Origin of the sequence: Aquirufa originis, assembly GCF_042714495.1 — a bacterium.
Classification (GTDB): Bacteria; Bacteroidota; Bacteroidia; order Cytophagales; family Spirosomataceae; genus Aquirufa; species Aquirufa originis.
The window spans coordinates 1,055,491-1,081,650 of record NZ_JBBKXY010000001.1 but is presented as its reverse complement, the minus strand read 5'-3'; the positions used below and the strand labels follow the sequence as shown (position 1 = coordinate 1,081,650).

Genomic DNA, 26,160 nt, shown 5'->3' with positions numbered 1-26,160 from the left:
AACCCTAAAGTGATAGTCTTATAATCAGGCTCGGTTCGATGACTTCTGCCGTTTTTTGATTGGATAGGATCATTTCGGCCGCTTTTTGGCCTAACTTCTCCGGATGAGTACTCACCACGGTGATTCCTCCGGCTATTATTTCCTTAAAGGGATGATCATTCAAGGAAATGATGCCAATATCTTGACCTAAAGTCCAGTTCTTTTTCTCCGCGTATTTGATAGCCTGGAAAAGATCGGTATCCGACAAAGTGAAATAAATCTCCTTTTGTTGAAAATCGTCCTCTTCTAGGCCATCTAATACTTGGAATTTCAATGAATTCGATTCGCAGAATTCACTACACGCATTGATTAATTCAGGATCGAAGTATTCGTCTTCGCTTAACACTAAATTAAGGCTGCGGTACTTATTAAACAGGTTTAGTTGGGTATTAAAAATCTTTTTAAGCGATGGGTTAGGTGGGCAGATGAGACTGGAGTGACGGATGGTTCCGAAGTTTTGGTCCAATAAAATCAAGCGATCCCCCGCTATTTTCTGTAATATTTTCACCGTTTCCTCATCCTCATCGATTAAATGCGGTTGAATTAGGTAGTAATGGTAATTGCCTAATTGTTGTCCGATGATTTCTTTAAACTCTCTAGGCTTGTATTGGTAGGTATAAATATCCACCATCACATTTTTGCCAAAATGATCGAGAAACGCATTGTACAAGGTTTGGTTTGTTTCTGTCATCCGACCGATCAAGAAAAGGACTTTCGTCTTTACCTTCAAGCTCGATTCAGAGATGAAATAACCTTTGCGGAAAATGGACGTGATCGCACCCATTTTATGTAACTCGGTATAGGCTCTTTCCACGGTGTCGCGGGAAAGGTAGCATTCTTCCGAAGCCTCATTAATGGAAGGCAATCGCTCGCCAGGTTTTAATTCTCCCATCTCAATATCCTGCAAAAGTGAATTTACTAATTGCTGGTATTTAGGAAGTTTATTTCCTGAATTCTTTACGTTAAATGAAACAAATGTTTTATTCATGTCGAAGAAAAATTCTTGTCCCAAAATTACTCTGATGGCATGGTGTAGCATAGGACGAATCTTTCAAATTCGAGGACAATTCTTGCAAATAGGTATTTCAGGACAAATCCGTCCAATTTCCTGGTATAATTCCCTAATTTTAAGATTCGAATGAAAAGGCTATTTTTCTTCCTGGCTTTGTACAGTGTTTTGAGTCTTCAGGCTCAAAAGCAGACGCGCTATGAACGTTTAAGTACGGCTTCTGGATTATCCCAAAGTTCGGTTTACAAGATCATTCAAGACAAGAAAGGCTTTCTTTGGTTTGCGACGGGCGATGGTTTGAATCGCTACGATGGGCATAATTTTAAGATTTATCGAAATGATCCGAGTGATTCGAAAACCCTCAGTGGGAGCGAGATTTTTACTGTTGCGCAGGATGATTTGGGTAATTTGTGGGTAGGGACGCGTAATTCTGGGTTGAATAAGATTGAATTAGCGACGGGTAAAATTACACGATTTTCGAAAGGGCCTACCGGGCAAGATTTATCCAACTCTAATATTCCAAGTATTCTCAATATAGGTAAAGGCAGAATGGGTGTGGCTGTTTTAGGGCTGGGTTATTTGGTCTACGATATTCGTACGAATCAACTAATAAGCGCTGAATCAGAATGGAAAAATACCATTGTAAAAGAAGTGGTTCGGCTGTTCAAACACTCGTCGGGCACTGTTTGGATGGGTACCAGGACTGGTTTTTTAGTGTCTCAATTAAATGCGCATAGTTTTATTCCTTATCAATTTGGTGCGAATAATAATCGGGTTCGTGCCTTATTTGAGACAAAGAATGGGGATATTTTGGTGGGAACGGATGGTCGTGGTATTTATCGATTCACGCCCAAGACCCAGCAATTCAAAGTCGTTTTCTACCAAGCCTCTGACCCTTTATCCCGTCAGAATATTGTGACCTCAATTGCCAAAGACGCGCTACAAAATCTCTGGATCGGAACGGATAACGGGGTGTATAAGCTGAATGGAGAAGATTTTAAATCCTTTACGAATATTCCCTCGAACCCTGATCCTGAATTAGGGCTATCTTCTAATTCTGTGATGAGTCTTTTTACGGATGCGAATCAGAATACCTGGGTGGGCACTTGGGAGGCAGGATTAAATATATCTTTTTTCCAAAAACCTCGCTTTGCCGTCCTCCGCTACAAACCCAATACACTACAAGGTTTACTCAGTAATAAGGTAAGTACCTTGCTAGCAGATGGTGACAAAGGGGTTTGGGTAGGAAGTAATGTGGGTTTATCCTATTTCAATCATAAATCAGGGCAGGTAACGCACTACCTCCAAAGTGCTTCCAGTAATAAGTTGAATTCCACAGAGACCTACGATGTGAACTTTATCCATCCTTCGGGTGATGGAGGGGTTTGGGTAGGTTTATGGGGTAAGGGGATTAATTTATTTACCAAAGACCACCAGCTGAAGGATTTTCCTTTCAAACCCGGTGTTAGAGAAGCGAATTTTAATACCCTCGAAAATTTTAATTCGGAGTTTCTTCTAGGAACGCAAGGGATGGGAGTAGTCGCTTTTAATCCATTGACGAAACAATACCGAGTGCCTTTTGCGGATTTAGGGAAATCCAATTTCTTGAATAAATCAATTGCGGCCATTCGGGTTTTGAATGGAAACGAGATTTGGGTGGGTACCGTGGGTTTTGGTTTGTATGTTTTGGAATTGAAAACAGGGAAATTGCGCCATTATGTGAAATCGGCTGAGGCGGGGGCCTTGAGCTATAATCACGTGAATAAAATATACCAAGATCGGCAGAAACGGATTTGGGTGATGACGCAGGGTGGAGGTTTGAACCAATACCTGGGACCTGAAAAAGGATTTAAGGTGTACACAGTAAATGATGGTCTGGGAAGTAATTCCTTACGTGGTTTAGTGGAGGATGCCAAAGGGGATATGTGGTTTAGCACCAATGGAGGGATATCGAAGATGGATGGAAGGACTTTGAAATTTGTCAATTTCGAAGAAGCGGATGGATTGCAAGGGAAAGAATTTATGACGAATGCGATTGCGAAGAATAACCAAAACTGGTTGTTTTTTGGTGGCGTAAATGGACTGAATTACTTGAAATCAGATAGTCTGCGGATGCGATTAGATGTGCCTCCGGTCTATTTTACAAAACTAAAAATCTTTAACAAGGATGTGGAAGCAGGAGAAGAAAATTCTCCACTGACCTACGATATCTTGTCCACGAAACACCTGGTTTTGCAGCCGGATCAATCGGTATTCAGTTTGGATTTTGTGGCTTTGGAATACCAGAGACCTAAAAACAACCGCTATGCCTATTATTTAGAAGGCTTTGAAAAGGAGTGGAATCTCGTGGGTACGCAGCGCTCGGTGACCTATACAAACTTGAGTCCGGGGGATTATACTTTTAAGGTGAAGGCGAGTAATTCGGATGGTATTTGGGCAGAAAAACCCTATGAATTAAAGATTACCGTATCGCCGCCTTGGTACCGCACGTGGTGGGCATACCTTCTCTATGCATTTCTATTAGTAGCCATTATTTATGCCTTTATTCGCGAGGTTCAAGTGCGTGAGGCCTTTAGAACTGATTTGCGTTTAAAAGAAATCGAGAAGGAACGTATTCAGGAATTAGAGCAGGTGAAGACGCATTTCTTTACGAACATCTCTCACGAATTGCGGACACCTTTAACCCTCATTACCAGTCCATTAGAAAAGTATTTTATCTCGAATGCGAGCCTGAATAAAGACCAAAAGACGAAGATTAATTCGATTTACCAGAATGCCCAAAAGCTACTGAGACTCATCAATCAGCTACTTGATTTGTCCAAAATCGAATCCGGAAACGTCCAACCCGTCGTGGAGAAGCACGATTTGATTCGTCAATTGCATTCGATCAAACAAAGCTTCGATGCCTATGCTCAACAAAAGCAGATTAAATTGAAGTGGGACGCACCGGTGGAATCTTTATTCGTGTACTACGATGCTGATATCATCGAAAAATGTGTCACGAATCTATTATCGAATGCCTTTAAATTCACTCCAGAGGAAGGAATCATTGGTATTCGTTTGGAATTGCACAAGGTGTACCAAGGCACAACAGAATCTATTAAACGCGTTTCAATTCACGTTTCTGATACAGGAAAGGGAATTAGTGCGGAACATATTCAGCATATTTTCGACCGCTTCTACCAGATTCCTGAGAAAGTGGATCGTGTGGGAACGGGAGTAGGACTTTCCCTTTGTAAAGAATTAATGGAGGTGCACCGCGGTTCGATTGAGGTACAAAGTGACCTGGGAGCCGGTTCTGATTTTAAAATCCACTTTCCTGTTACGCTGGAAGCCTTTGATCCGGCGTGGGTGAAGTCTGGGTCGAAAGAAGTCAAAGAGTCAATAAGTCAAAAAGTCGACTCAGCGCAGGTTATTCAACAAGAGAAGCAGATCCTATTAATCGTAGAGGATCACACCGAAATGCGGGCCTTTATTCGCGAGATTTTTGAAGGAACCTTCCAAGTGATAGAGGCAGATCGAGGAGAGACTGGCTTAGAAATGGCCTTGACTTATTTGCCAGATGTAGTAATAACGGATTGGATGATGCCGGGAATGTCAGGGGTGAATTTGTGTAAAGCGATTCGTAAGAATGCAAAGACGAGTCATATTCCAGTCGTTATTTTGACCTCCAAAAGCTCTCAAGAAAGCCAAATCGAAGGAATGCAGTCCGGCGCGGATGATTTTATTTCCAAACCATTCCACGCGGATATTTTGGAATTAAGAGTGGCTAAATTACTGGAAGCCAAAGAGCGTCTGCGCAAAAGCTGGCAAGAATCTGTTCTGAATCAAGATTTACAGAAGGAAGTCATATTTGAAGATGAATTCCTGTCTAAAGCAACGCAGGTCGTCATAGCCCATCTGGATGAGGTGGATTTCGATGTGGAGCATTTGGAACAGGCAATGGATATGAGCAAAATGCAACTGTATCGTAAATTGAAAATGTTAACTTCGCTGGCTGGAAACGAATTTATTCGCTCGATTCGTTTACAACAGGCTCGATTGCTATTAGAAAAAGGTCAATGGAATGTGTCTGAAATTGCCTACCAAGTAGGATTTAATGACCCAGCCTATTTTACGCGTGCCTTTAAAAAACAATACGGATTCGCTCCTAAAACATTCCTTACTAAAAAATAATATGCGCAAATTATCCCTTGTTCTTGTCTGTGGCTTCTTGGTTTCTTGGGGCTTTTTAGCTCACAAAACCCTTCAGCAGATCGCTATTTACCCTTTGCCGGCAGATTTAGGTCTGTTTTTCTATGCAAATCAGGACTACATTGTACAGCAATCTATTCGTCCTGACGTGCGCCGTAAAGATGATAAGACGGAGGATTCGAAGCATTATTTGGATATGGATGCGAACGTATTTGGTCCTAATTACCGGACAGACATTCCCCATGATTTTAAACAAGCTGTGACGAAATATTCTTTTGACAGTTTACGCAAAGAAGGTTTAGTGCCTTGGGAAGTGAATCGCGTTTATGGTCGTTTAGTCAATGCATTTAAGCAGGAGATGCGTGATTCTGTCTTATTTTATGCGGCTGATTTAGGCCATTATGTATCAGATGCGCACGTTCCATTGCATACCACAAAGAATCATGATGGTCAATTAACGAACCAAAAAGGGATGCACGTGCTGTGGGAATCGCTTGTTCCAGAAGCTCAATTAAAGAATTACGCCTTATATCAACCTCAAGCGGCATCTTATATTGCCAAACCTCAGGATTTTATCTTCCAGGTCTTATTAGAGTCACACGTGATGCTACCGGATATGTTTAAAGCCGAAACAGAAGTTCGTCAGGCTTTAGGGGAGGAGAAGTCATTCAAAATGGTGGAGCGTTACGGCAAAACACAGCGTTATTATACGGATGAATTTATTCAAGCCTATGGTGCTAAGTTAGGTTCTTCGATACAGGCACGTATGATTCAATCCTCTCATCGAGTGGCGTCCTTTTGGTATTCTGCTTGGAAAGATGCGGGTTCACCGGCTTGGGTGACGAAGGAAATTAGCGCTGAGAAGAAGGCGGCTTTTGAGTCAGAAAAAGCACTTTGGAAGTCTAATACCTTGATTTCAACGGGTCAACTACTCTCTTTGCACAAATAATGCAGCAAATTTTAGTCCTTTCTGATACCCATTCCTATCTCGATCCGCGTTTGATTCCACACGTGGAAGCATGCGACCAGATTTGGCACGGGGGTGATTGGGGTTCGGTGGCGGTGGCTGATACCTTGATGGGTTTTGGGAAGCCTGTGTATGGAGTGTATGGGAATATCGATGACCGGACGATTCGGAATATGTTTCCCAAAATCGCTCGATTCGCCTGCGAGGAAGTAACGGTCGCCATGACGCATATTGCGGGAGCGCCCTCTTCCTATAAACCTGATGCTTTAGAGACTTTTTCGATGGGAATCCCGATGATCTTTGTCTGTGGTCATTCCCATATTCTTCAGGTAAAAAGGGATCAAAATCGCAACCAGATGCTCTTTTTGAATCCAGGCGCGGCAGGTCAACATGGATTTCACCAAGAGCAAACGGCCCTACAATTTAAGATTGACGGGAAACGCATATTTGATATGGAGATGATTCAAATGCCCCGTATTCACACGAAAATTAAGTAGTCTGGAAAGATTGGATATTTTCAAAGACGCTACCTTTCTGGTAGGACTTTAAAATCCAACCACCACCCACGACATCATCGCCCTCATAAAATACGGCCGCTTGACCTGGAGCAATTCCGGAAACATCAAAGGCGAAATCTACTTTAATTCGATCACCTTGCTGCTCAATGTGTCCAGCGGTTCCGGCATCTTTATAGCGCACTTTGGTGATGGTTTCAATTCCTTCTGCAGGAATAGAATCGTATTTTTGTAGGTTTAATTGACCTACCCACATCCCCGTGCGGTTTAAATCCTCTACTTTGCCAATCACCACTTCGTTCGTCTCTTTGCGAATTTCGATGACAAAGGCTGGATAGCCGAAAGCCTTTCCTAAGCCTTTTCTTTGGCCCACCGTATAAAAGGGATAGCCCTCGTGTTTACCGATGATTTTTCCTTCCGTATCGATGAAATTTCCGCCTTTCACTTGTTCCTCTAATTCAGGAACGCGTCTTTTTAAGAATCCGCGGTAATCGTTATCCGGTACGAAGCAGATCTCGTAACTCTCCGACTTATTCACTAAATCCACAAATCCACGCTCTGTCGCCATCTCACGAATACGTGCTTTGGTCAAATGACCTAAAGGTAAAATTGTACGGGCAAGACTCTCTTGTGAAACACCCCAAAGCACATAACTCTGGTCCTTCAAAACGTCTACGCCTTTGGAAATAATATGACGGCCATTTTCCTGACGAATCTGAGCATAGTGGCCTGTCGCAATAAATTCGCAACCTAATTGATCCGCACGGCGCAATAAAGCATCCCATTTAATGTGCGTATTGCACATCACGCATGGATTAGGCGTGCGACCTTCAATGTATTCATTCGTGAAGTAATCGATAACCGAATCACCGAATTCTTCTCTAATATCTAAAATGTAGTGGGGGAATCCGAGGGAAACGGCGATGTGACGTGCATCATTGATGGAATCCAAAGAACAGCAGCCTGTTTCCTTTTTATCGCCACCAGAGCTGGCGTAATCCCAGGTTTTCATCGTCATTCCGATGACCTCATAACCTTGTTCGTGTAGTAAAACAGCTGCGACCGAGCTGTCAATTCCGCCGCTCATAGCGACTAAAACGCGTCCTTTTTTCTCCATATTTGCTGCTCAGGTTCAATGCCTGACGAAATTATGCTGCAAGTTACGGCTAATCTTTGTAAATACGTGTACAAAGCGTATTTTTGCTCTATTATACAAATACCGTCTATGTTAAAAACGAAAGTCAAAGTCAGTTCGATTGAAAATCTCTCCGATGCCCGTTACTGTGCAGGAATGGGAGTGGAGTGGTTGGGTTTCCCATTGGCGATGCCTTTAGAGAAATTTGTGGAGATTCGTAACTGGTTAGCTGGTGTTCAAATCGTAGGGGAGTGTGCAGGATTGAAACCGGAGGAAATAAAGACCTTAGTTGCTTCGCATCAACCTGATGCGATTGAGATTGATTCAAAAGTGAATCTGGTGTTGATTCAAGACATTGATTTACCCAAAATACTGCGTGTAAACATAGATACAGATAATTTACCGGCTCTATTTGCCTCTGCGGCGCCCTATGTGAGTCACTTTTTATTAGTGGGCGAGGGGCCAGAATCTTTGCAGGGTATGGAATCTTCGATTGAGATTTGGGCGGCACAATATTCGATTATTCTTGGTTTAGACGTTCCAGAAGAAGATTTAGCCGATTGGGTGGAGCAAACATCTATACAAGGAATCGGTTTAATGGCAGGAAAAGAAGACAGACCCGGTTTTCGAGATTTTTCTGATTTAATGAGTATCTTGGAAAAATTAGAAATTGACTAATATGCTAGCAAACATCAAAGAGAAATATGCTCAAGGAAAAGCGTTCGTTTCTGCGAAAGTGTCCGCTTTATGCTTGTTATTGTTAGCGGGTTTCAAAAAAGCAGTAGGGGAGCGTATTTACAGCATTTGTGTAGGCTATGTAGTTTTAGGGCAAGTTTTTGTTCAAACGCAAGGACGCAAATTGCAAGCCTATTACGATTCCAAAGTAGATAAGACAACTCCTTATTATAAACCCATTGTAAAAGGATATAAGTTCTTTGCTAAATCAGCCTTATTTGTGTTGGTTTATTTATTAGTCATTGAGACTAATTTCTTCTTTTTAACGGGGGAAATGCCTAGCGTCGATGATTTGCAGAACCCGAAATTATCCCAAGCCTCCGAGATTTATTCAGCGGATGGAGTGCTATTAGGCAAGTTTTTTGCAGAGAATAGAACGCCAATACGCGATTTTAATCAGATTTCACCTTACTTAGTGAAGGCCTTAGTGGCGACGGAAGATGCGCGTTTTTACGAGCATACAGGGATTGATTTTCAAGCTTGGGCGGGTGTGTTAGTGGGTATTGCCAAAGGAGGCGATCGTGGGGGTGGAAGTACCATTTCACAGCAATTAGCGAAAAATTTATTCAAAACTAGAACGAAGAAAGGCTTTGTGAAGACGGGTCTTTTGGGCTATATTCCAGGATTAAACAAGTTGATTTATAAGTCCAAAGAATGGGTCACTGCCATCAAATTAGAGCGTTTTTATACCAAAGACGAGATCATTTTATGGTATCTGAACACTGTAGATTATGGCAATAATGCCTACGGAATCAAGGTGGCTTCGAAAACCTATTTCAATACTTCTCCGGATAGTTTAAATATCCAAGAGGCTGCAATTTTAGTAGGTTTGCAGAAAGCGACGACGACCTATAATCCGAAGCGGTACAAAGGGAAGCCTTTGGCAGAAAACAAAGCCTGGAAGCGCCGTAATGTCGTTTTAGCCCAAATGGTGAAAGCAGGATACTTACGCAAAGTAGATTATGATTCACTAGCCGTTATGCCTATCGAGTTGCATGAAAATGAGGAATCTCCTTATGATGGCACAGGAAATTATTTCAAAGTCGCTGTGGCGAAATACTTGAATGAGTGGGCAGAGAAGAATGATATCGAATTAGATTTGTACCGGGATGGCCTAAAAATTGTGACGACGATCGATTCGAAAATGCAGATTTATGCAGAGGAATCCGTGGAAGAAGGAATGCGGGCTACCCAAAAGAACTTTGATAATCACTGGGCAAACCAGAATCCGTGGGTAGGCGAAAACGGTCAAGAAATACCTGGCTTCATCGATACGGTGGCGAAACGAACAGAATATTATAAGTACTTATCTGCCCGTTTCCCCAAGAACCCTGACTCCGTTAAACACTACATGAAAGATGTGAAGCGCGATATGTGGGTGTATTCACGTAACTCGATGGGTGAAGAAAAGCGCACGATGAGTGCCTATGATTCTATCCAATATTATAAGAAATTCTTGCAAGCAGGTATGATGACGATGGATCCATTTACTGGGCATATCAAGGCCTGGGTAGGCGGTTTGGACTTTAAATATTTCAAATACGATCACGTTAAACAAGGTCGTCGTCAACCAGGCTCGACGTTTAAACCATTCGTGTATACCTCTGCGATTGATGGTCCTAAGGATCTATCGCCTTGTTATATGATGCGTGATGAACCTTTCGAAATCGAAGTAGAGAACGCAAAGGGAGAGAAGGAAATGTGGCGCCCTGGCAATGCAAATGGCAGTTTCTCAGGTAGAGAAATGCCGATTAAGCGCGCTTTGGCCCAAAGTATCAACTCCGTTACCGCTCGACTTACGAATGAAGTAGGGGCGGATACTGTGATGTATTATGCCAAGAAAATGGGGATAAAGAGTCCATTAAAAGCGGTTGCTTCGATCGGTTTAGGCTCTTTTGATGTCAATCTCTTCGAAATGATAGGTGCCTATTCTGCCTTTGTGAATGAAGGAATGCATGTGGAGCCTATGCTTGTTCAAGAGATTCAAGATCAAAATGGAAAGGTATTACAACGATTTGATCCTACGATGGAGCAAGTGATTCGGAAGGAATCAGCACAATTAGTTCGCTATATGCTGGAGGGTGTCATTCACGAAAGTGGAACCGGTAGCTCTTTATTGTATGGGGAAGGGGATATTTTATTGCCTAAGGACAATCGCTATGCCCGTGTTTTCGCTGGTAAAACAGGGACAACATCGAATCATTCCGATGGCTGGTTCATAGGGATGTCGCATAATTTGATTTCTGGTGTTTGGGTAGGTGGAGATGATCGATCGATTCACTTTAGAACGGGTGCTTTAGGGGAGGGTTCGAAAACGGCCTTGCCGATCTTCAAGCGCTTTATGATTAAAGTGGTCAAAGACCCAATGTTAGCGCAATACCGCCCGGAACCATTTGAAAAACTAGATCGCCGTGTGGTGAAGAAGGATTTTGATTGCTCAAACGGTTCTTATGCCTTGCCAGATTCGCTTCAGGTCTCTGATGCTGAATTGGATTCGATGAATGCCTTATTAGATGATAATGCAACCGCGTCAGACTCGACGGGTTCTCCTCAGTAAAATGAATAAACACGATATTGCAGCCTATTTTCAGGGCTTACAGGATAGGATTTGTGCAGGAATAGCTGCGACAGATGGAGTGGCTTCTTTTAAAGAGGACAAGTGGACTCGGGCAGAAGGTGGTGGCGGAAGATCACGCGTTTTAGCTAAGGGAGGAATATTAGAAAAGGCGGGTGTGAATTTTTCAGCTGTTGAGGGTCCATTACATCCGAAGATGGTCACCAGCCTTAATGTAACAGAAGAAGTGGAATTCTTTGCCACCGGAGTTTCCATCGTCATGCATCCGGAGAATCCTTGGGTACCTATCATCCACATGAATGTGCGGTATTTTGAGTTGAGTAATGGGGAGTTTTGGTTTGGTGGTGGCATTGATTTAACGCCTCATATCATCATTCCGGAACAAGCAAAGTGGTTTCACGAGCAATTGAAAGCCGTTTGTGATCGATTTGATTCGAGCTATTATCCGAAATACAAAACCTGGGCGGATGATTATTTCTACAGCCCACACCGGGAAGAGACACGTGGAATTGGAGGGGTTTTCTTCGATTATATCAAAGGAGATAGAGAAACGGTGTTTGAGTTTGTCAAAGCCGTGGGCGAATCCTTTGAGCCTATTTATAGTCATTTAATGCGATTGAATGCATCGCGGGAGTTTACGAAAGCGGAAAAAGAGTTTCAATACATTCGCCGCGGACGTTACGTTGAATTTAATCTAGTTCACGACAGAGGAACGAAGTTTGGTTTAGAGACGAACGGAAGAACGGAATCGATCCTGATGAGTTTGCCTCCGATGGCGGCTTGGGAATACATGTACGATCCGAAGGTGTTTCCGGAAGGTCAGAAGACTTTTGATCTATTGAAAAAAGGAATAAACTGGATATAAAAAAAGGGGCTCAACGAGCCCCTTTCTATTTATTCTGCTTCCCAGACAATATAGTTTATTCTGTTTCCCAAACAATATCGATGCCTTTAGGGGTCATCAATAAAACGCGGGTAGGAGCGGGTAACAAGACTAAGCGAGCGTTTGCAACTGGATCTTCGATCCATTCTACTTCAACGCCTTCTTTCTTACCAATTTCGATTTCGCCATCAGCCGTTTCCACGAATTTCTTTGCTAAATAGGCCGTAGGTAATAAAACATCCGATTCTGGGCAGTGCTTTAAATGCACTTTCTCCAAAATGTCTTCTAGTTGATCTCCGTATTTCTCATTGAAATCATCTTCCAAATCGTGTAGCATTTCCTCTACATCATCGTAAGTATCATCTGAGTAGTTCAATTTGCTCAATTCTAATCGCTTTTCTAAGATGGCGATCATCGCCTCATCAATCGTATTCATTCTAAACGGATTTGTTTTTACAAAGATAGGGGCTGAAACGGAGATTCCCTTGGAAATGTGGGGTCAAAAAGAATATTTCCTTTTTCGATCGATAATCCAGAGGCAAAATTATTCGTGTAGAGTTGCCCAGTTCCTAAGCCTTGTGGAATTTTTACGTCATAATCACCCGTTAACTGAGCGATAGCTTGTAATCCGATGTTGGATTCCAAAGCAGAGGTGATCCACCAATCTTTTCCCTTTTCGGTAGCCCAATTGATCCAATCCCGGGTCGCCTGAATACCTCCTAAAAAGCTAGGTTTAAGTATGATGAAATCAGGATTAATAAAGTCTGCAATGGATTTGTCTTGCATTCCGATCAGTTCCTCATCAAGGGCAATCGGGAGTATTTGTTGAGCAACGAGCCTTCGCATTTCTTCGGGCTGACCAGCTTTGATGGGTTGCTCGATCGAATGCAGGTCGTAAGCGGCTAATTTCTCTAGTTTATAGGGTGCCTCAGCAGGTGAAAAGGCCCCATTTGCGTCGACGCGTAAAATTAATTGTTCTGCAGAAAAGCGAGAGCGAATGCTTTTCAAAAGCGAAAGCTCGGTTTCAAAATCGATCGCACCGATCTTTAATTTAAGGCAAGAATAACCTTGTGCTAATTTTTGTTCGATTTGCTTGCGCATAAATTCGTCACTGCCCATCCAGATGAGCCCATTGATGGGTAGAGATTTTTCTCCCTGAGCAAATTTATTGGTAAATGGCGCGGCTAAATCGTGGTAAGCCGTTTCTAAGGCGAATCGAAAAGAAGGTTGTTCGAAAGGGATTTCAGCAATCCATTCCTTTATGTCTGTCGGTAAGGATAACCCTTGAAAAGGCTCTAAAGCTTTTTCAAAAGCAGCAGCACAATCTTCTGAAAATTCAGGACTTAATCCGAACAAGGGCCCAGCTTCTCCAATGCCGCATCGAACGCTATCCGAAAGTTCCACAAAATAGGATTTCTTTTTCGTTAAAACGCCGCGCGATGTTCCTGCTTCGAAATGAAATAGGAGTTCGTGCGGATGAAATCGGAGGCTGATTTTGGACATCCTGCAATTTATTATTTTCTATTCGATTTTGTGCCCTCCCGTATTATTTTTAGCTTTAAGGTTATTATATGAAGCAGCTAATTACCATTCTTCCGTCCTTGCTTTTTGGCCTGATTACCTACGTCCGGAATAAGCTCTATGACAGGGGAATTTTGCCGTCTACCTCCTTTGATAAACCGCGCATCATTGTGGTGGGTAATTTGTCGGTAGGTGGAACAGGGAAGAGTCCTTTCGTTTCCTATTTGGTCCAAAACTGGCGAGGAGACGATCGATTAGGGATTTTAAGTCGTGGGTATGGGCGTAATACAAAGGGTTATAAAGATGTTCACGTGGATTCGACGGCGGAAGAGGTGGGCGATGAACCTTTGGCCTATAAAACTTTATTTCCTGAACTGCCTGTGGTCGTTTGTGAAAATCGGGTGAAAGGAGTTCAGCAGATGCCTGAAGTGGATGTGCTTTTATTGGATGATGCTTTTCAACATCGCTCGATAAAAGGGTCTGTCAATTTGGTTTGTTCTACCTTCTCTCAGCCCTTTTATAGCGATTCTATGCTGCCTCAGGGTCGTTTACGGGAGTCTGCTAAAGGAATTAAACGAGCAGATGCGGTGATCGTGACGCGCTGTCCGGGTATTTTAACGAAGGAGCAAAAATCGAATTTTGCCCAAGGCGTTTTACGGAATACCAAGGAGGAGAAACCGATCTTTTATACGAGTGTCCGTTATGGCAAGCCGCAAGGTCCAAGGGAATATTTACCGAGTAAATGGTCTTTATTTGCCGGAATTGCAGATCCAAAGCCCTTTTTCGCCTATGCAACCTCCTTAGGTCAGATTCAAGAGGAGGTGATATATGCTGATCACCATCGTTTTACGGAGATCGAATTGTTAGAGTTAGAGCAACAGGCCAAAATGATGGCAGGAGATGAGGGTTTTTTAACGACTCACAAGGATTATGTGCGTTTAAAGGCCGAATTAGCGCAATTGCCTAATCTAGCGAACCACTTGTATTATTTGCCAATGGAAATGTATTTCATTGATCAGGAAGAACAGTTTTGGGACTGGTTGGGAAAAAACTAAATTTGTAGCGTGAAGTATAGACTGATTTTTCTTCTTATTTTATGGGGTATTTCGCCCGCTTTTGCACAGACTTTGCAGTCTGCCGGCGGAGCGACAGATCGGAATTCTTTCCCTGATCCGATGGCGCCCAAAGATCCGAATGCACCTAAGCCCGTTTCAAATGGGAAGTCTGGGCGTGCGGCTTTGGACGACTCCACTAAAATGCTCTATGGACCTCAAACGATGTCCTATTTTAACGAAGAAGATGTGTTAAATGGGCGAGGAGCAAAAAAATCAGTTGATACGAGTTTACACCTATTTCATCGCTATTTATTTCAGGAGAGATCGGGCTTTTTAAAGGCTCATTTAGGGAATGAAGGAACGGCGGTTCGGAATATTTTTGTCAATAAACCAGATCAAATAGGGACTCAATTAGGCTATAATGCCTATATGCCCTATGCTTTTGCAACGGATGAGGTGAAGTATTACCAATCAAAATCTCCCTATTCTGATATTGAATATTATTTAGGAGCCGGGGGGCAAACGCGGTTAAATTTTACATTCGCGCGAAATGTGGATTCGCTTTGGAATATGGGTTTTGAGATTCAGAGGCAGGTTTCGGATAAGTTTTTGACCGATTCGAAATACAAATCAGGGAATCAAACTTTGACTGAGCAATGGGGTGTATTATTCCAGACTAATTTCAGAACGCGTAATAACCGGTATCGACTTTTATCCCATTTAAACTATTTTGATCAAGGAATTCAAGACCAAGGTGGATTGCAATTGTTGAATGGCTTAGATCCGACTACGGCTTTAAATTACACGGATAACGGAGCATTATTTGCCACTTCAGGAGTTCAGTCCAATGATTCTTTTATCAAATTCCATTTTTACCACGAGTTCATCGGTTTTAAAGGACTGCAATTCTTTCAGCGCGTAGATGTAGAAAATCGGACTGCGAAGTTTAAGGACCTTAATTTTGCCACGAATCTGACTAAATCATTTTACTCGAAGAATTATGGAACGCAAACGGATTCCTTGTACAATGAGAATCAATGGCAATCCTACGCGCATCAAACGGGTATAAAAGGAATATTTAGAGGTTTTACTTACCGGACGTATTTCAAACAGCGCTATTGGGATGTGAATAACCCGATGGCAGGTTTGCAAAAGAATCGTTTAGAAAACTACGTGGGTCTGTTTTTGCAACAAAAATTCAATGACAAGATCGACTTTACCGCAGATGGAGAATATTTAGTAGGATCCGATTACCGCCTACAGGCTAGCTTTATTTCTCCGTTTTTTCAAGTTAAGGCGAGTCGCACTTCAGTGAGTCCTTCGATCGCTCAGAATTGGACTTATAATGCTGCTTTTCGATGGAATCAATCGTTTGATAATGTCCTATTTGATGAGTTAACAGGAACCTTAGATCTTCATACTAAAAACGTCTATTTCCGTCCAACCGCGACGATTCAACGCATCGCGAATTATGCCTATTTTGATACCTTATCTACCGCTAAGCAAGCGGCTGATGCGATAGGCGTATTTAGAACAGGATTTTCAGCAGGAGGGACCTTCAAGCGGTTTGAATGGTCTGCCTTGGTCTTAGCCAATACAAAGACAGGACCAGATGTGATCAGGATGCCAAGTTTGGTAGCCAATGCGAATCTTGCCCTGAATGTACAGTATAAGAAATTGTTGTATATGCAGTTTGGTGTGGATGTACAGCATCAATCGGCCTATTTTGCAGATGCGTATATGCCTACGATCCAACAATTCCATCTGCAGGATCGCTACGAAATTCCGGCTTTTGTTCAGGCAGATGCCTATGTGACTTTACGTATTAACCGAGTTCGACTTTTCTTTAAAATGCAGAATGTAACGCAAGGATTGTTAAATTCGAATTACTATACCGCTTACTTACATCCGGCTATGGCTCGTTCCTTCGGTTATGGAGTTCGTTGGCTATTATTTGATTAAAATACAATAAACCTAGATAAATTATGAAATCGATTTCTCGCAGAAATTGGGTGAAAGGAATGGCGCTTGCTACGTTAGGCAGTGTTGTTTTTACAGATCTCAAAGCAGCTAATGCGCCCAGCATTCAATGGAGCGCTGATCAAGACCAATTATTACAAGCTTGGATGGGAGTTATCATTCCTGAATCCAGTATTCCTGGAGCCGTTTCCTTAGGCGTTCCTGCCTATGTGAAGGTGATGCTCCGCGATTGCTATGAGCCTGCTACCTCTACCACATTGATGAAGGTTTTAGCGGCTTTACCATCTATTGAGAAAGTTTCTGAGTCTGAAAAGGAGCAATTGTTTTTCCAAATCGAACAAGGCAAACAAGGTTCAGATGCACAGAAAGCCATGGCCACGTTGAAGGGCCTGACGATTCGCGGTTATATGACCACGGAATACGTGATGGTGAATCACCAGAATTATGTGATGGCACCTGGATTTTTCAATGGCTGTGAACCTCTTAAAAAATAAACCGAGCGATGAATATTTTAACTAATGCTGAAAAACGTACGTATGGTGCGATTGTGATAGGTTCTGGTATGGCGGGCGGCTGGGCTGCCAAGGAATTTTGTGATAAAGGAATTAAGACTTTGGTGCTCGAAAGAGGCCGTAAAGTGACCCATAATGAAGATTATCCGACGACTTTGTTGAGTCCTTGGGAAATGGAACATAGAGGGCAATTAACGAAACAGGAAATTGATGAGAATCCCATCATTTCGAAGTGTTATGCTTTCAGAGAAGATGCGAAGCACTTTTTCGTAAAAGATGCAGAGCATCCATACATTCAAGATAAACCATTTGATTGGATCCGTGGTTACCAAACTGGAGGAAAATCACTTCTATGGGCGCGTCAAACACAGCGTTGGTCTCAATTAGATTTTGATGGTCCAGCGCGTGATGGATTCGCGGTGCCGTGGCCGATCACTTACAAGGAAATAGACCCTTGGTATTCCTATGTGGAGCATTTCGCTGGTATTTCGGGTAATAAGGATGGATTGGATTCCTTACCGGATGGCGACTTTTTACCTCCGATGGAATTAACCTGTGTGGAGAAACATTTCCAAAAAGAGATGAAACGTTTGTATGCAGATCGCCACGTCATCATCGGTCGCTGTGCTCACTTAACGGAGCCTCGCGATATTCATATTCAACAGGGACGCGGAACGTGTTTGGGACGTAATTTATGCCAAAGAGGTTGCCCATACGGTGGTTATTTCAGCGCCAATTCGTCTACGTTGCCTTGGGCTGCGAAGACGGGTAATATGACGTTGAGAACGGATTCCGTAGTTCATTCGATTATCTATGATGATAAAAAGCAAAAAGCGGTAGGAGTTCGCGTCGTAGATGCGCACACGAAAGAGATGGTGGAATATTATGCGAAGGTGATTTTTGTAACAGCAGCTGCGATTAATACGAATTTGATCTTATTGAATTCGAAATCATCACGCTTCCCGAACGGATTAGGAAACGACAGCGGTCTATTAGGAACGCACGTAGCTTTCCACAATTACCGTGCTTCTTTGTCTGCGGAATACGAAGGATTATTAGATTATAAAACATCTGGTGGTCGTCCTAATTCAGGTTATATTCCTCGTTTTAGAAACCTATACAAGCAAGAAACCAACTTCTTACGCGGTTATGCGGCGGGGATGAGTGGTGGAAGAGGAACGCACGCTGACCAAAGTTCAGTAGGTGAAAGCTTGAAGAATTCCTTATTGAACCCGAAATGGTCGAACTGGTACGCTGGATCGCACATGATGGGGGAAACGATTCCGAAGGAAAGTAATAAAGTGACTTTGGACGCCACCAAAATAGATGCCTGGGGAATGCCTTTGCTACATATGGACGTGAGCTATGATAACAACGATGATTTGATGGTCAAAGATTTTATCGATCAATTCACCGAAATGTACGAGAAGGCCGGCTTCAAGAACATCAAAACCCGCGATTCACACGCTCCCGCTGGATTAGATATCCACGAGATGGGCGGAGTGAGAATGGGATCCGATCCGAAGACGTCTCTTTTAAATAAGTGGAATCAACTGCACCACGTCAAGAACGTGTTCGTGACGGATGGAGCTTGTATGACCTCTACCTCTACCCAAAACCCATCGCTAACGTATATGGCCTTCACAGCCCGCGCGGTAGATTTTGCGGTGAAAGAAATGAAAAAAGGAAACCTGTAATGCAAACATTTTTAGGTAAAACGGCTGATCACCTCTTCCATGCTCATGGTATGGAAGGGCTGAAGGATATCGCCGTGGTGATGCCCTCGCAACGGGGTATCCTTTACCTGAAGAAGGAATTAGCGATCAGGGGTGATCGACCTTTTTTGTCTCCCTCTTTCTTTACGATTGAGGAATTTGCGTTGCAGATGACGGATTCGGTTTTAGAGGATCCGATTGACTTGTTGATGGAGGCCTATGCCTGTTTCAAGGAGGTTGATTCGAAAGTTGATTTTGATCGTTTTGTGACCTGGGGGCAGATGATGTTGAAGGATTTCGATACCCTGGATCTGTATTTAGTGGATCCATCGGCCTTGTTTTCCTTTCTTTCTGAAGCTAAATCGATTGAGCGCTGGGGACAAGAATATGGTCAAGATCATGCAGATGAGTGGATTACGGCTAATACGCAGGCTTATTTCAAATTATATGATTCACTTTTAGAGGTCTATATTCGGCTGAAAAGTAGGTTAGAATCGAAGGGAACTACCTATCGTGGACTCGCTTATCGCAAACTAGTGGAGCTGTTAGAGGCGGGTAAATCACTCGGTTTTAAACAAATTTATTTTGTTGGTTTTAATGCACTCTCTAAATCAGAGGAGACCATCATTCGTTTGCTATTGCGGGAGAATGTGGCACAGACGCTTTGGGATGCAGATGAATATTATGCCAAAAGCAAGCATCACAGAGCCGGTAACTGGCTAAAAACCTTTGCGAATCCGGCGGATCCAGCCTATTTATCGCGCGGTCCTTTTCATTGGATGGGACGGGATTTGTTAGAAAAGCCCAAAGAAGTGGAGATTGTGGGTTTAGCGAATCCATCGGCCCAGATTTTTGTGGCTTTGGAGCAAATTCGCGCTTGGCAAACCGAACATGGAGATTTGGAACAAGTGGCCCTAGTGTTAGGGGATGAAAGTCTTCTAGACTCTTTATTGCCTTATTTGGGGGAGTTTAAAGATCGCTTAAATATCACGATGGGCTATTCGTTAAAGAAGGCTCAAGTGTTTTCATTGATCGAGATGTGGTGGTCCTTGGTGCCATTTGAAAAGTACCCAGTTTCATTGTTGAAAGCGTTGAAAGAACATCCGTTGATGTCTTCTATTTCGTTACCTAAATGGAAAGAGACTGATTTGTATTTGTCCAATGTTCCGGCAGGTGGAAACCTTTTTATCCCAACCTCTTCGAGTTTTCAGGACTGTTTAAAGTCGCTTATTCGACTGCTGACGGATATTTTATACAAGACTGATAAGGAAGATTGGGATGCGGAATCGCAGGCCATTTTGCAGGCTTTGACGGTATTAGATAAGTTAGAAGTGATCGCTCAGGCGAATCCCTATATTACAGTTAAAAGCGGCCAGGCACTTTGCAAGCAGCTTTTGCAGCAGCAAAAAATGACCTTTGAAGGGGCGGAGAATCGGTCCTTGCACGTGATGGGGCTTTTGGAAACACGAACCTTGGATTTTGATCGGGTGATTGTTTTATCGCTCAATGAGGGAAGTTTGCCGGGAACGCGTAAGCGTGAAAGTTTGATCCCCGTTGATATTGCAAATATGGCGGCCTTTTCGCTGCCCACATTTACGCAAGCGGATGCGGTAACGAGTTATCACTTCTATCGTTTGCTTCAGCGGCCTAAAGAAGTAATGCTGGTCTATGTGCAGAATGATTCGTCATCAGCAGAAGTAAGCCGTTTTATTCGCCAGATTCGGTATGATTGGGCCAAAAAGAATCCACATTTAATCCTGCGTGAACCAATAGTCAAATTCAGTTCGAATGAGGAGAAAAATCCAGAAATAGCCTTGCGCATTGAGAAAACGCCTGAGCTTATCGCTGAAATAAAAGATGTTTTAGCTCGAAGAGGACTGTCTCCTTCTTCAGTTGCTATGTTTGCCAGCTGTTCGCTTAAATATTATTTCTCCCAAATAGTCAACCTGCAACAAGAAAAACAGCGAGACGATGAAATGTGTGCGGATGTGTTTGGGACCTGGGTACACAAGGTGCTGGAGTTACTTGATAAACAAATGATCGCTTCAGGTGGTTTTGAGGATGGTCTTACCGTGGCACAAAAGAAGGCTTTAATCGAACCTTTGTTAGCAAAGGCGATGGAAGAGATCAAGGAACGGGAAGGAAATTTCGAAGTAGAGAAAGGCTTTAATTATGTGTTGCAAGAAGTCGCTAAAACGTTGCTAGGAACTTATTTTGATCAATCTGCTGCTTGGTATGAGGAAAGAATCCAATTACTTGCCGTAGAAGAAGAAGTGAATACGGTACTTTCAGTCCCAGTGGGCACTGAAATGTGGCCTGTGAAAATGAAAGGCCGGATTGATAGATTAGATCTAAAAGGAGGATCAGTCTTGCGAATTGTCGACTATAAGACGGGGAAAGTGGTGAAGAAAGATGTGGACGCAGGCGATAGTTTGGCGGATACTTTGAGAGATGAGGAACTAAAAGCCAAACTTTTCCAGTTGTGGATGTACAAGTTTTTAGTGACGAAGGAGTTGCAAAAGGCGTCGTCGGAAAGAAAGGAGTTTTTACAAGGTTTGGAAGTAGATCGAATTAGCATTCAACCCGGTATTATTTCCTTCCGGAATTTCGACGAAAAGGTTTTGTCTTCGCCACTCGAATTTACGGAGGGTGAGTCAGTCGCTGATTTTATCCAAGAATCAGAAAAGCTAGTAAAGTATTGGGTAGAGTCGCTCTTTTCCCCGGATCAAGCCTTCGAGAAAACGGTGAATATAGACCAATGCACTTATTGTGATTTTACCGCTATTTGCCATCGAAACGTGTAGTTTCAGTAAAATGACGTAATTTTGACCCATAAATTGATATAAAATGACATTTCAAGAAATCAACGAACGTATTATTGCCTTAGCTGCCCAAAAAGGCGGCCAAGGTGTTTCATTCAAATTCGCTTTCCCAGGTGGAATCATCGTCGTAGGTGCGGATGGAGCTGTATCCAATGAAAATTTGGATTCAGATTGCACTATCTCTACCACAGAGGAAACATTCACTTCGATCTTAAACGGCGAATTAAATTCTATGATGGCTGTGATGACGGGTAAAGTGAAAATCTCTGGCGACATGTCTGTCGCAATGAAGTTGACGAATTTATTGTAATCGATGAACTTTACGGATACCATTGTTGCCTTAGCGACGCCTGCAGGGGTAGGAGCGATTGGCGTAATACGTCTTTCTGGAGATCGAGCCATCGAGATCGTGAATGCCGTTTTTAAGCCCAAAGATCTATCCACTCAACCTACTCATACCATCCATTATGGTCGTATTGAGTCTGCTGGTCGTGTCTATGACGAAGTGGTTGCCAGTTTATATATCGCACCTCGTTCCTATACGAAGGAAAATGTGGTCGAAATTTCCTGCCACGGTTCCCCGTTCATCCAAGAGAGTATCCTTCAATTGTTTGTAGAACACGGGGCTCGCTTCGCTCGCCCCGGCGAATTTACCCAGCGCGCTTTCCTAAACGGAGCCTTCGACCTAGCCCAAGCCGAAGCGGTAGCAGACGTCATCGCTGCCGATTCTGCCGCTGCCCAAAATGCCGCTCTACATCAATTGCGTGGCGGTTTTTCGAAAGAATTAGCCGCCTTGCGCGAGGAATTAATCCATTTCGCTTCCCTAATTGAATTGGAATTAGACTTCGGTGAAGAGGACGTGGAATTCGCGGATCGCAAGGATTTAGAAGCTCTGGTTAATCAATTATTAACGAATATCCGTCCACTCGTTTCCAGCTTTAGAGCCGGAAATGCGGTGAAGAATGGGGTAGCAACTGTCATTGTGGGGAAACCTAATGCTGGCAAATCGACCCTTTTAAATGCTTTATTAAACGAGGATCGTGCCATTGTCTCTGATATCGCAGGAACTACCCGCGACTCCCTCGAAGACGAATGGACTTTAGGCGGAATCAAATTCCGATTAGTGGACACGGCAGGTTTGCGTGAAACTTCTGATGTTATTGAAGCGCTAGGAGTGGAGCGAACGCAGGCTTGGGTGAAGAAAGCCCAAGTGGTCATTTATATGGCCGATGCGACATCTGAAACGCCTGAAGGACTCGCGGCTGGCGTGGAAGCATTGGGTGCGCTCGATATCCCTGTGATTAAGTTGTTGAATAAGGTAGATCAAATTGCTGACCCTTCTGCATTTGTATCTGCCATTCCGGATTTGATTGCTATTTCTGCCAAAAACCGTGACGGCCTAAACAACCTCGAAACCGCTTTATTAAACGTGGTGGGATTAGATCAAGTAAGCACGAATGGAACTTTAGTGACGAATCTTCGTCACTACCAGCAATTATTACAAACCCAAGAAACCTTAGAAGGCGTCCTTAATGCTTTACAGATCGGTTTAACAGGCGATCTTATCGCACAAGACCTTCGTTATGCCTTACATCATTTAGGCGAGATAACGGGGCAGATTTCGAATGACGATTTGCTGAAGAATATCTTTGGGAAGTTTTGTATCGGTAAATAATTTCTGCTCCGCAGAAATTATTTACTAAAGAATAGAGCACAATGCACAAAGAATAAAGTAGGTATAAAAAAAGAGAACGAAAATCGTTCTCTTTTTTTATGGTATTTTTTAACAGATTAGAGATAAGAGAGTATAGAGAAGAGATTTAGTTTGATGACTTGTTTGGGATTTGAGTTCCTACTTGCCATTCGTAAAAAATATGACATAGGCCATTTTTAAGAATGGCAAGTGGGAATCAGACTAATTAAAACAAATCATTAAACTTGAATCCATCCGTCAATCTCTCCTTCCCCAGTTTCTGATACTCCGCTAACGCCCACAACACAAATTCCTTCAAGAACAACTTATCCGCCGCCTCAACATTCGGTTGATAACGAACAATCAAATCCTCTAAAGGCTTAATCTCATTCAGCGTCGAAGCATAATCCGCCGCATTGCATTCATCATACAATACAACGCCACCTTCAGCGTAGACTGCTTCCATTAACGTAGCATAAGGACTCTCTTCAATTTTCTTAGATAGCTTTTCGATTTTAGGGAATAAACCGGGAAAGAATGATTTGATGGCTGAACCGATCAATTGTTCAGCCACAAAAGCTGCGCCTTCTTGTTCTCCCTCATACACTAATTCTACTTTTCCTGTGATGGCTGGGATGATGCCCATGAAGTCTGCCAAACGTACAGTTGTCGATTTCTCGCGATTTAGCAAGGCACGTCTTTCCGCCGTACTCACTAAACTCTCAAGCATGGAGATACTCATACGTGCGCTGACACCACTTTTGGAATCAATATATTCACTTTCTCTCGCCTCAAAAATGATTTGTTCTAACAAATCGTAAGCTAAATTTGGTACATAAACTCGATCCGATTGAGCCGCGTTAATGCGGGCCTCCTGAGATGAAATCTTGCGTGCAATCGCAATCGTTTCTGGATAATGGGTCAAAATTTGAGAACCAATACGGTCTTTCAAAGGAGTCACAATGCTTCCTCTGTTCGTATAATCTTCTGGATTTGCAGTGAAGATGAATTGAAGATCTAGAGGTAAACGTAATTTGAAACCACGGATTTGGATATCGCCCTCTTGTAAAATGTTGAATAAGGCTACCTGAATACGTGCCTGTAAATCTGGAATCTCATTAATCACGAAGATGCAACGATTAGCTCTCGGAATCATCCCAAAATGAATCACGCGGTCATCTGCATACGATAATTTCAAATTCGCCGCCTTGATCGGATCCACATCGCCAATTAAATCGGCTACTGTCACGTCTGGAGTAGCTAATTTCTCCGCAAAGCGATCCGAACGGTGCAACCACGCAATCGGTGTCGCATCTCCTTGTGATGCAATTAAATCAATCGCGAATCGGGAAATAGGCGCTAAGGGATCATCGTTAATCTCCGAACCAGCCACGTAGGGGATGTATTCGTCTAACAAATTAATCATTAAACGAGCTAAGCGTGTTTTCGCCTGACCGCGTAAACCCAATAAGTTGATATTATGGCGAGACAAAATCGCGCGTTCTAATTCTGGAATAACGGAGTTTTCAAAACCATGAACGCCCTTGAAAACGGTCCTTCCAGCCTCCATGTGTTTAATCAAGTTGTCTCTTAATTCGTCTTTAATCGATTTGCTTATGTAGCCTGAGGCCTTTAATTCGCCTAAATTGTTGATCATCTTATTTGAGTCTTTTCTTTCTATTCGTTTCGTAATCTTGGAAAATCATTTCCCCTAAGCCTTTTAAGCCCGTGTAAAAGGCTTTTCCCTGGTTTGCTTCGGTAAATTTGTCTACAAATTGCTGCAGGTAGGAATCCCTAGCAATCATAAACGTGGTAATCGGAATATGTAATTTTCGCGCCTGAGCCGCCTGCGTGTAACATTTCTCCGTTACATAAGGATCTAGGCCATTGCTGTTCATATAATAGGTCCCGTCTTTTTCTCGAACACAGCTCGGTTTTCCGTCGGTAATCATAAAAATCTGTTTGTTGGTATTTCTTTTTCGGCGCAGAATATCCATCGCTAATTGCAGTCCAGCCACCGTATTCGTATGGTATGGCCCCACTTTCAAATAGGGGATATCCTTAATGGAAATGCTCCAGGCATCGTTTCCGAAGACCAAAATGTCGATGGTATCTTTGGGATAGCGGGTTGTAATCAATTCTGCCAAAGCCATCGCCACCTTCTTCGCCGGAGTAATCCGATCCTCGCCATACAGAATCATGGAGTGGCTGATATCAATCATCAAAACCGTGCTCATCTGGGATTTGTATTGCGTGTCTTCCACGACTAAATCCTCCTCCGTTAACTCGAATTCGCCTATCCCGTGATTGATTTGGGCGTTTTTTAGACTCTCCGTAAGGGAGATTTTCTCTAAGCTATCGCCAAAATGATAGGATCTAAATTCCCCCGTCATTTCATCTCCCTGACCTGAGGCCTTGGTTTTGTGATTACCAGCCCCACTTTTATTTAAGTTTCCGAAGATGTTTTCCAATGCTGTTTGGCGAATCGCCCGCTCTGTTTTGGCCGTAATCCCCATCCCAGAACCGCCATTTTCATCGATTTCCTCCCTAATATACCCTTTGGCCTTTAAATCCTCAATGAAATCTTCAATCGTATAAGTCTCATCCGTCAGCTCGTATTCTTTGTCTAATTCGCGCAACCACTCGATTGCCTCATCAAAATCCCCCGACGTATGCGTGATTAATTCCTTGAAAATCCCGAAAAGCTTATCAAAAGGGGAGATGCTCTTCTCCTCGAATTCCTTAAAATAAAATCCCTTTTTACTCATGTCTTTTAAACCCTAATAGCGCTTTAATTGTTCAAATAAACA

Annotated in this window: 19 protein-coding genes; 13 read left to right on the top strand and 6 right to left on the bottom strand. The window is 42.9% G+C overall.

The genetic code is table 11. The features are described 5' to 3' along the window. Positions 1 to 4: 4 nt before the first annotated feature. Positions 5 to 1,027 (bottom strand): GntR family transcriptional regulator, encoded by a 1,023-nt coding sequence (locus tag SKC35_RS04730; protein ID WP_377978281.1) that lies wholly within the window; start codon positions 1,025 to 1,027, stop codon positions 5 to 7. 150 nt (positions 1,028 to 1,177) lie between these two features. Between SKC35_RS04730 and SKC35_RS04725 the strand changes: the two genes are divergently transcribed. Genes SKC35_RS04725 through SKC35_RS04715 form a run of 3 tightly spaced genes read left to right on the top strand, consistent with a single transcriptional unit; the run spans position 1,178 to position 6,706 of the window. Continuing rightward, complete coding sequence (locus SKC35_RS04725) at positions 1,178 to 5,224, top strand: two-component regulator propeller domain-containing protein (RefSeq protein ID WP_377978280.1); 4,047 nt, start codon at positions 1,178 to 1,180, stop codon at positions 5,222 to 5,224. A 1-nt stretch (position 5,225) separates the two neighbouring features. Then, the gene (locus SKC35_RS04720; protein WP_377978279.1) at positions 5,226 to 6,191 is read left to right on the top strand and encodes a zinc dependent phospholipase C family protein; all 966 of its coding nucleotides are present in this window, start codon (positions 5,226 to 5,228) and stop codon (positions 6,189 to 6,191) included. Continuing rightward, positions 6,191 to 6,706 carry a metallophosphoesterase family protein gene (locus tag SKC35_RS04715; RefSeq protein ID WP_377978278.1) on the top strand — a complete coding sequence of 172 codons (516 nt, stop codon included), beginning with the start codon at positions 6,191 to 6,193 and terminating at the stop codon, positions 6,704 to 6,706. The genes SKC35_RS04720 and SKC35_RS04715 overlap by 1 nt, the downstream gene beginning before the upstream one ends. Here the strand turns inward: SKC35_RS04715 and mnmA are convergent. Continuing rightward, the gene (gene mnmA, locus SKC35_RS04710) at positions 6,699 to 7,841 is read right to left on the bottom strand and encodes a tRNA 2-thiouridine(34) synthase MnmA (protein WP_377978277.1); all 1,143 of its coding nucleotides are present in this window, start codon (positions 7,839 to 7,841) and stop codon (positions 6,699 to 6,701) included. The two genes, SKC35_RS04715 and mnmA, sit on opposite strands and share 8 nt — an antisense overlap. 108 nt (positions 7,842 to 7,949) lie before the next feature. Between mnmA and SKC35_RS04705 the strand changes: the two genes are divergently transcribed. Genes SKC35_RS04705 through hemF form a run of 3 tightly spaced genes read left to right on the top strand, consistent with a single transcriptional unit; the run spans position 7,950 to position 12,034 of the window. Then, positions 7,950 to 8,537, top strand: a complete 588-nt coding sequence (locus SKC35_RS04705; protein ID WP_377978276.1) for an N-(5'-phosphoribosyl)anthranilate isomerase — start codon at positions 7,950 to 7,952, stop codon at positions 8,535 to 8,537. Between the two features lies 1 nt (position 8,538). Further along, complete coding sequence (locus SKC35_RS04700; RefSeq protein WP_377978275.1) at positions 8,539 to 11,151, top strand: transglycosylase domain-containing protein; 2,613 nt, start codon at positions 8,539 to 8,541, stop codon at positions 11,149 to 11,151. A 1-nt stretch (position 11,152) separates the two neighbouring features. After that, positions 11,153 to 12,034, top strand: coding sequence for an oxygen-dependent coproporphyrinogen oxidase (hemF, locus tag SKC35_RS04695; protein WP_377978274.1), 882 nt, complete (start codon positions 11,153 to 11,155; stop codon positions 12,032 to 12,034). A 55-nt stretch (positions 12,035 to 12,089) separates the two neighbouring features. On the opposite strand, the gene SKC35_RS04690 is transcribed toward hemF, so the two are convergent. Both SKC35_RS04690 and SKC35_RS04685 read right to left on the bottom strand, forming a co-directional pair. Beyond that, a complete protein-coding gene (locus SKC35_RS04690) occupies positions 12,090 to 12,488 on the bottom strand; it encodes a hypothetical protein (RefSeq protein WP_377978273.1) in 399 nt (132 codons plus the stop codon). Positions 12,489 to 12,505: 17 nt separating this feature from the next. After that, positions 12,506 to 13,555 (bottom strand): o-succinylbenzoate synthase, encoded by a 1,050-nt coding sequence (locus tag SKC35_RS04685; RefSeq protein ID WP_377978272.1) that lies wholly within the window; start codon positions 13,553 to 13,555, stop codon positions 12,506 to 12,508. A gap of 68 nt (positions 13,556 to 13,623) precedes the next feature. Here SKC35_RS04685 and lpxK point away from each other — a divergent pair, with 68 nt between their 5' ends. Genes lpxK through mnmE form a run of 7 tightly spaced genes read left to right on the top strand, consistent with a single transcriptional unit; the run spans position 13,624 to position 23,332 of the window. Continuing rightward, positions 13,624 to 14,628, top strand: a complete 1,005-nt coding sequence (lpxK, locus tag SKC35_RS04680; RefSeq protein ID WP_377978271.1) for a tetraacyldisaccharide 4'-kinase — start codon at positions 13,624 to 13,626, stop codon at positions 14,626 to 14,628. 9 nt (positions 14,629 to 14,637) lie between these two features. Next, positions 14,638 to 16,590 (top strand): putative porin, encoded by a 1,953-nt coding sequence (locus tag SKC35_RS04675; protein WP_377978270.1) that lies wholly within the window; start codon positions 14,638 to 14,640, stop codon positions 16,588 to 16,590. 23 nt (positions 16,591 to 16,613) lie between these two features. Then, positions 16,614 to 17,102 carry a gluconate 2-dehydrogenase subunit 3 family protein gene (locus SKC35_RS04670; protein ID WP_377978269.1) on the top strand — a complete coding sequence of 163 codons (489 nt, stop codon included), beginning with the start codon at positions 16,614 to 16,616 and terminating at the stop codon, positions 17,100 to 17,102. A gap of 8 nt (positions 17,103 to 17,110) precedes the next feature. Continuing rightward, positions 17,111 to 18,817 carry a GMC oxidoreductase gene (locus SKC35_RS04665; RefSeq protein WP_377978268.1) on the top strand — a complete coding sequence of 569 codons (1,707 nt, stop codon included), beginning with the start codon at positions 17,111 to 17,113 and terminating at the stop codon, positions 18,815 to 18,817. Then, positions 18,817 to 21,639 (top strand): PD-(D/E)XK nuclease family protein, encoded by a 2,823-nt coding sequence (locus tag SKC35_RS04660; RefSeq protein WP_377978267.1) that lies wholly within the window; start codon positions 18,817 to 18,819, stop codon positions 21,637 to 21,639. Before SKC35_RS04665 ends, SKC35_RS04660 begins: the two co-directional genes overlap by 1 nt. 43 nt (positions 21,640 to 21,682) lie before the next feature. After that, positions 21,683 to 21,967: an SCP2 sterol-binding domain-containing protein gene (locus tag SKC35_RS04655; protein ID WP_130896881.1), complete on the top strand. Its 285-nt coding sequence runs from the start codon at positions 21,683 to 21,685 to the stop codon at positions 21,965 to 21,967. 3 nt (positions 21,968 to 21,970) lie between these two features. Next, a complete protein-coding gene (mnmE, locus tag SKC35_RS04650; protein WP_377978266.1) occupies positions 21,971 to 23,332 on the top strand; it encodes a tRNA uridine-5-carboxymethylaminomethyl(34) synthesis GTPase MnmE in 1,362 nt (453 codons plus the stop codon). A gap of 244 nt (positions 23,333 to 23,576) precedes the next feature. Here mnmE and SKC35_RS04645 read toward each other — a convergent pair whose 3' ends face one another. Both SKC35_RS04645 and SKC35_RS04640 read right to left on the bottom strand, forming a co-directional pair. Then, entirely contained in the window at positions 23,577 to 25,007 is a 1,431-nt protein-coding gene (locus SKC35_RS04645) for an AAA family ATPase (RefSeq protein WP_377978265.1), read from the bottom strand. A gap of 1 nt (position 25,008) precedes the next feature. Next, a complete protein-coding gene (locus tag SKC35_RS04640) occupies positions 25,009 to 26,118 on the bottom strand; it encodes a vWA domain-containing protein (protein ID WP_377978264.1) in 1,110 nt (369 codons plus the stop codon). Between the last annotated feature and the right edge of the window lie 42 nt (positions 26,119 to 26,160).

Bases quoted from the DNA above. Each gene is read 5' to 3' on its own strand.
- SKC35_RS04730 (WP_377978281.1), bottom strand. From the start codon at position 1,027: ATGAATAAAACATTTGTTTCATTTAACGTAAAGAATTCAGGAAATAAA.
- SKC35_RS04725 (WP_377978280.1), top strand. From the start codon at position 1,178: ATGAAAAGGCTATTTTTCTTCCTGGCTTTGTACAGTGTTTTGAGTCTT.
- SKC35_RS04720 (WP_377978279.1), top strand. From the start codon at position 5,226: ATGCGCAAATTATCCCTTGTTCTTGTCTGTGGCTTCTTGGTTTCTTGG.
- SKC35_RS04715 (WP_377978278.1), top strand. From the start codon at position 6,191: ATGCAGCAAATTTTAGTCCTTTCTGATACCCATTCCTATCTCGATCCG.
- mnmA (WP_377978277.1), bottom strand. From the start codon at position 7,841: ATGGAGAAAAAAGGACGCGTTTTAGTCGCTATGAGCGGCGGAATTGAC.
- SKC35_RS04705 (WP_377978276.1), top strand. From the start codon at position 7,950: ATGTTAAAAACGAAAGTCAAAGTCAGTTCGATTGAAAATCTCTCCGAT.
- SKC35_RS04700 (WP_377978275.1), top strand. From the start codon at position 8,539: ATGCTAGCAAACATCAAAGAGAAATATGCTCAAGGAAAAGCGTTCGTT.
- hemF (WP_377978274.1), top strand. From the start codon at position 11,153: ATGAATAAACACGATATTGCAGCCTATTTTCAGGGCTTACAGGATAGG.
- SKC35_RS04690 (WP_377978273.1), bottom strand. From the start codon at position 12,488: ATGAATACGATTGATGAGGCGATGATCGCCATCTTAGAAAAGCGATTA.
- SKC35_RS04685 (WP_377978272.1), bottom strand. From the start codon at position 13,555: ATGTCCAAAATCAGCCTCCGATTTCATCCGCACGAACTCCTATTTCAT.
- lpxK (WP_377978271.1), top strand. From the start codon at position 13,624: ATGAAGCAGCTAATTACCATTCTTCCGTCCTTGCTTTTTGGCCTGATT.
- SKC35_RS04670 (WP_377978269.1), top strand. From the start codon at position 16,614: ATGAAATCGATTTCTCGCAGAAATTGGGTGAAAGGAATGGCGCTTGCT.
- SKC35_RS04665 (WP_377978268.1), top strand. From the start codon at position 17,111: ATGAATATTTTAACTAATGCTGAAAAACGTACGTATGGTGCGATTGTG.
- SKC35_RS04660 (WP_377978267.1), top strand. From the start codon at position 18,817: ATGCAAACATTTTTAGGTAAAACGGCTGATCACCTCTTCCATGCTCAT.
- SKC35_RS04655 (WP_130896881.1), top strand. From the start codon at position 21,683: ATGACATTTCAAGAAATCAACGAACGTATTATTGCCTTAGCTGCCCAA.
- mnmE (WP_377978266.1), top strand. From the start codon at position 21,971: ATGAACTTTACGGATACCATTGTTGCCTTAGCGACGCCTGCAGGGGTA.
- SKC35_RS04645 (WP_377978265.1), bottom strand. From the start codon at position 25,007: ATGATCAACAATTTAGGCGAATTAAAGGCCTCAGGCTACATAAGCAAA.
- SKC35_RS04640 (WP_377978264.1), bottom strand. From the start codon at position 26,118: ATGAGTAAAAAGGGATTTTATTTTAAGGAATTCGAGGAGAAGAGCATC.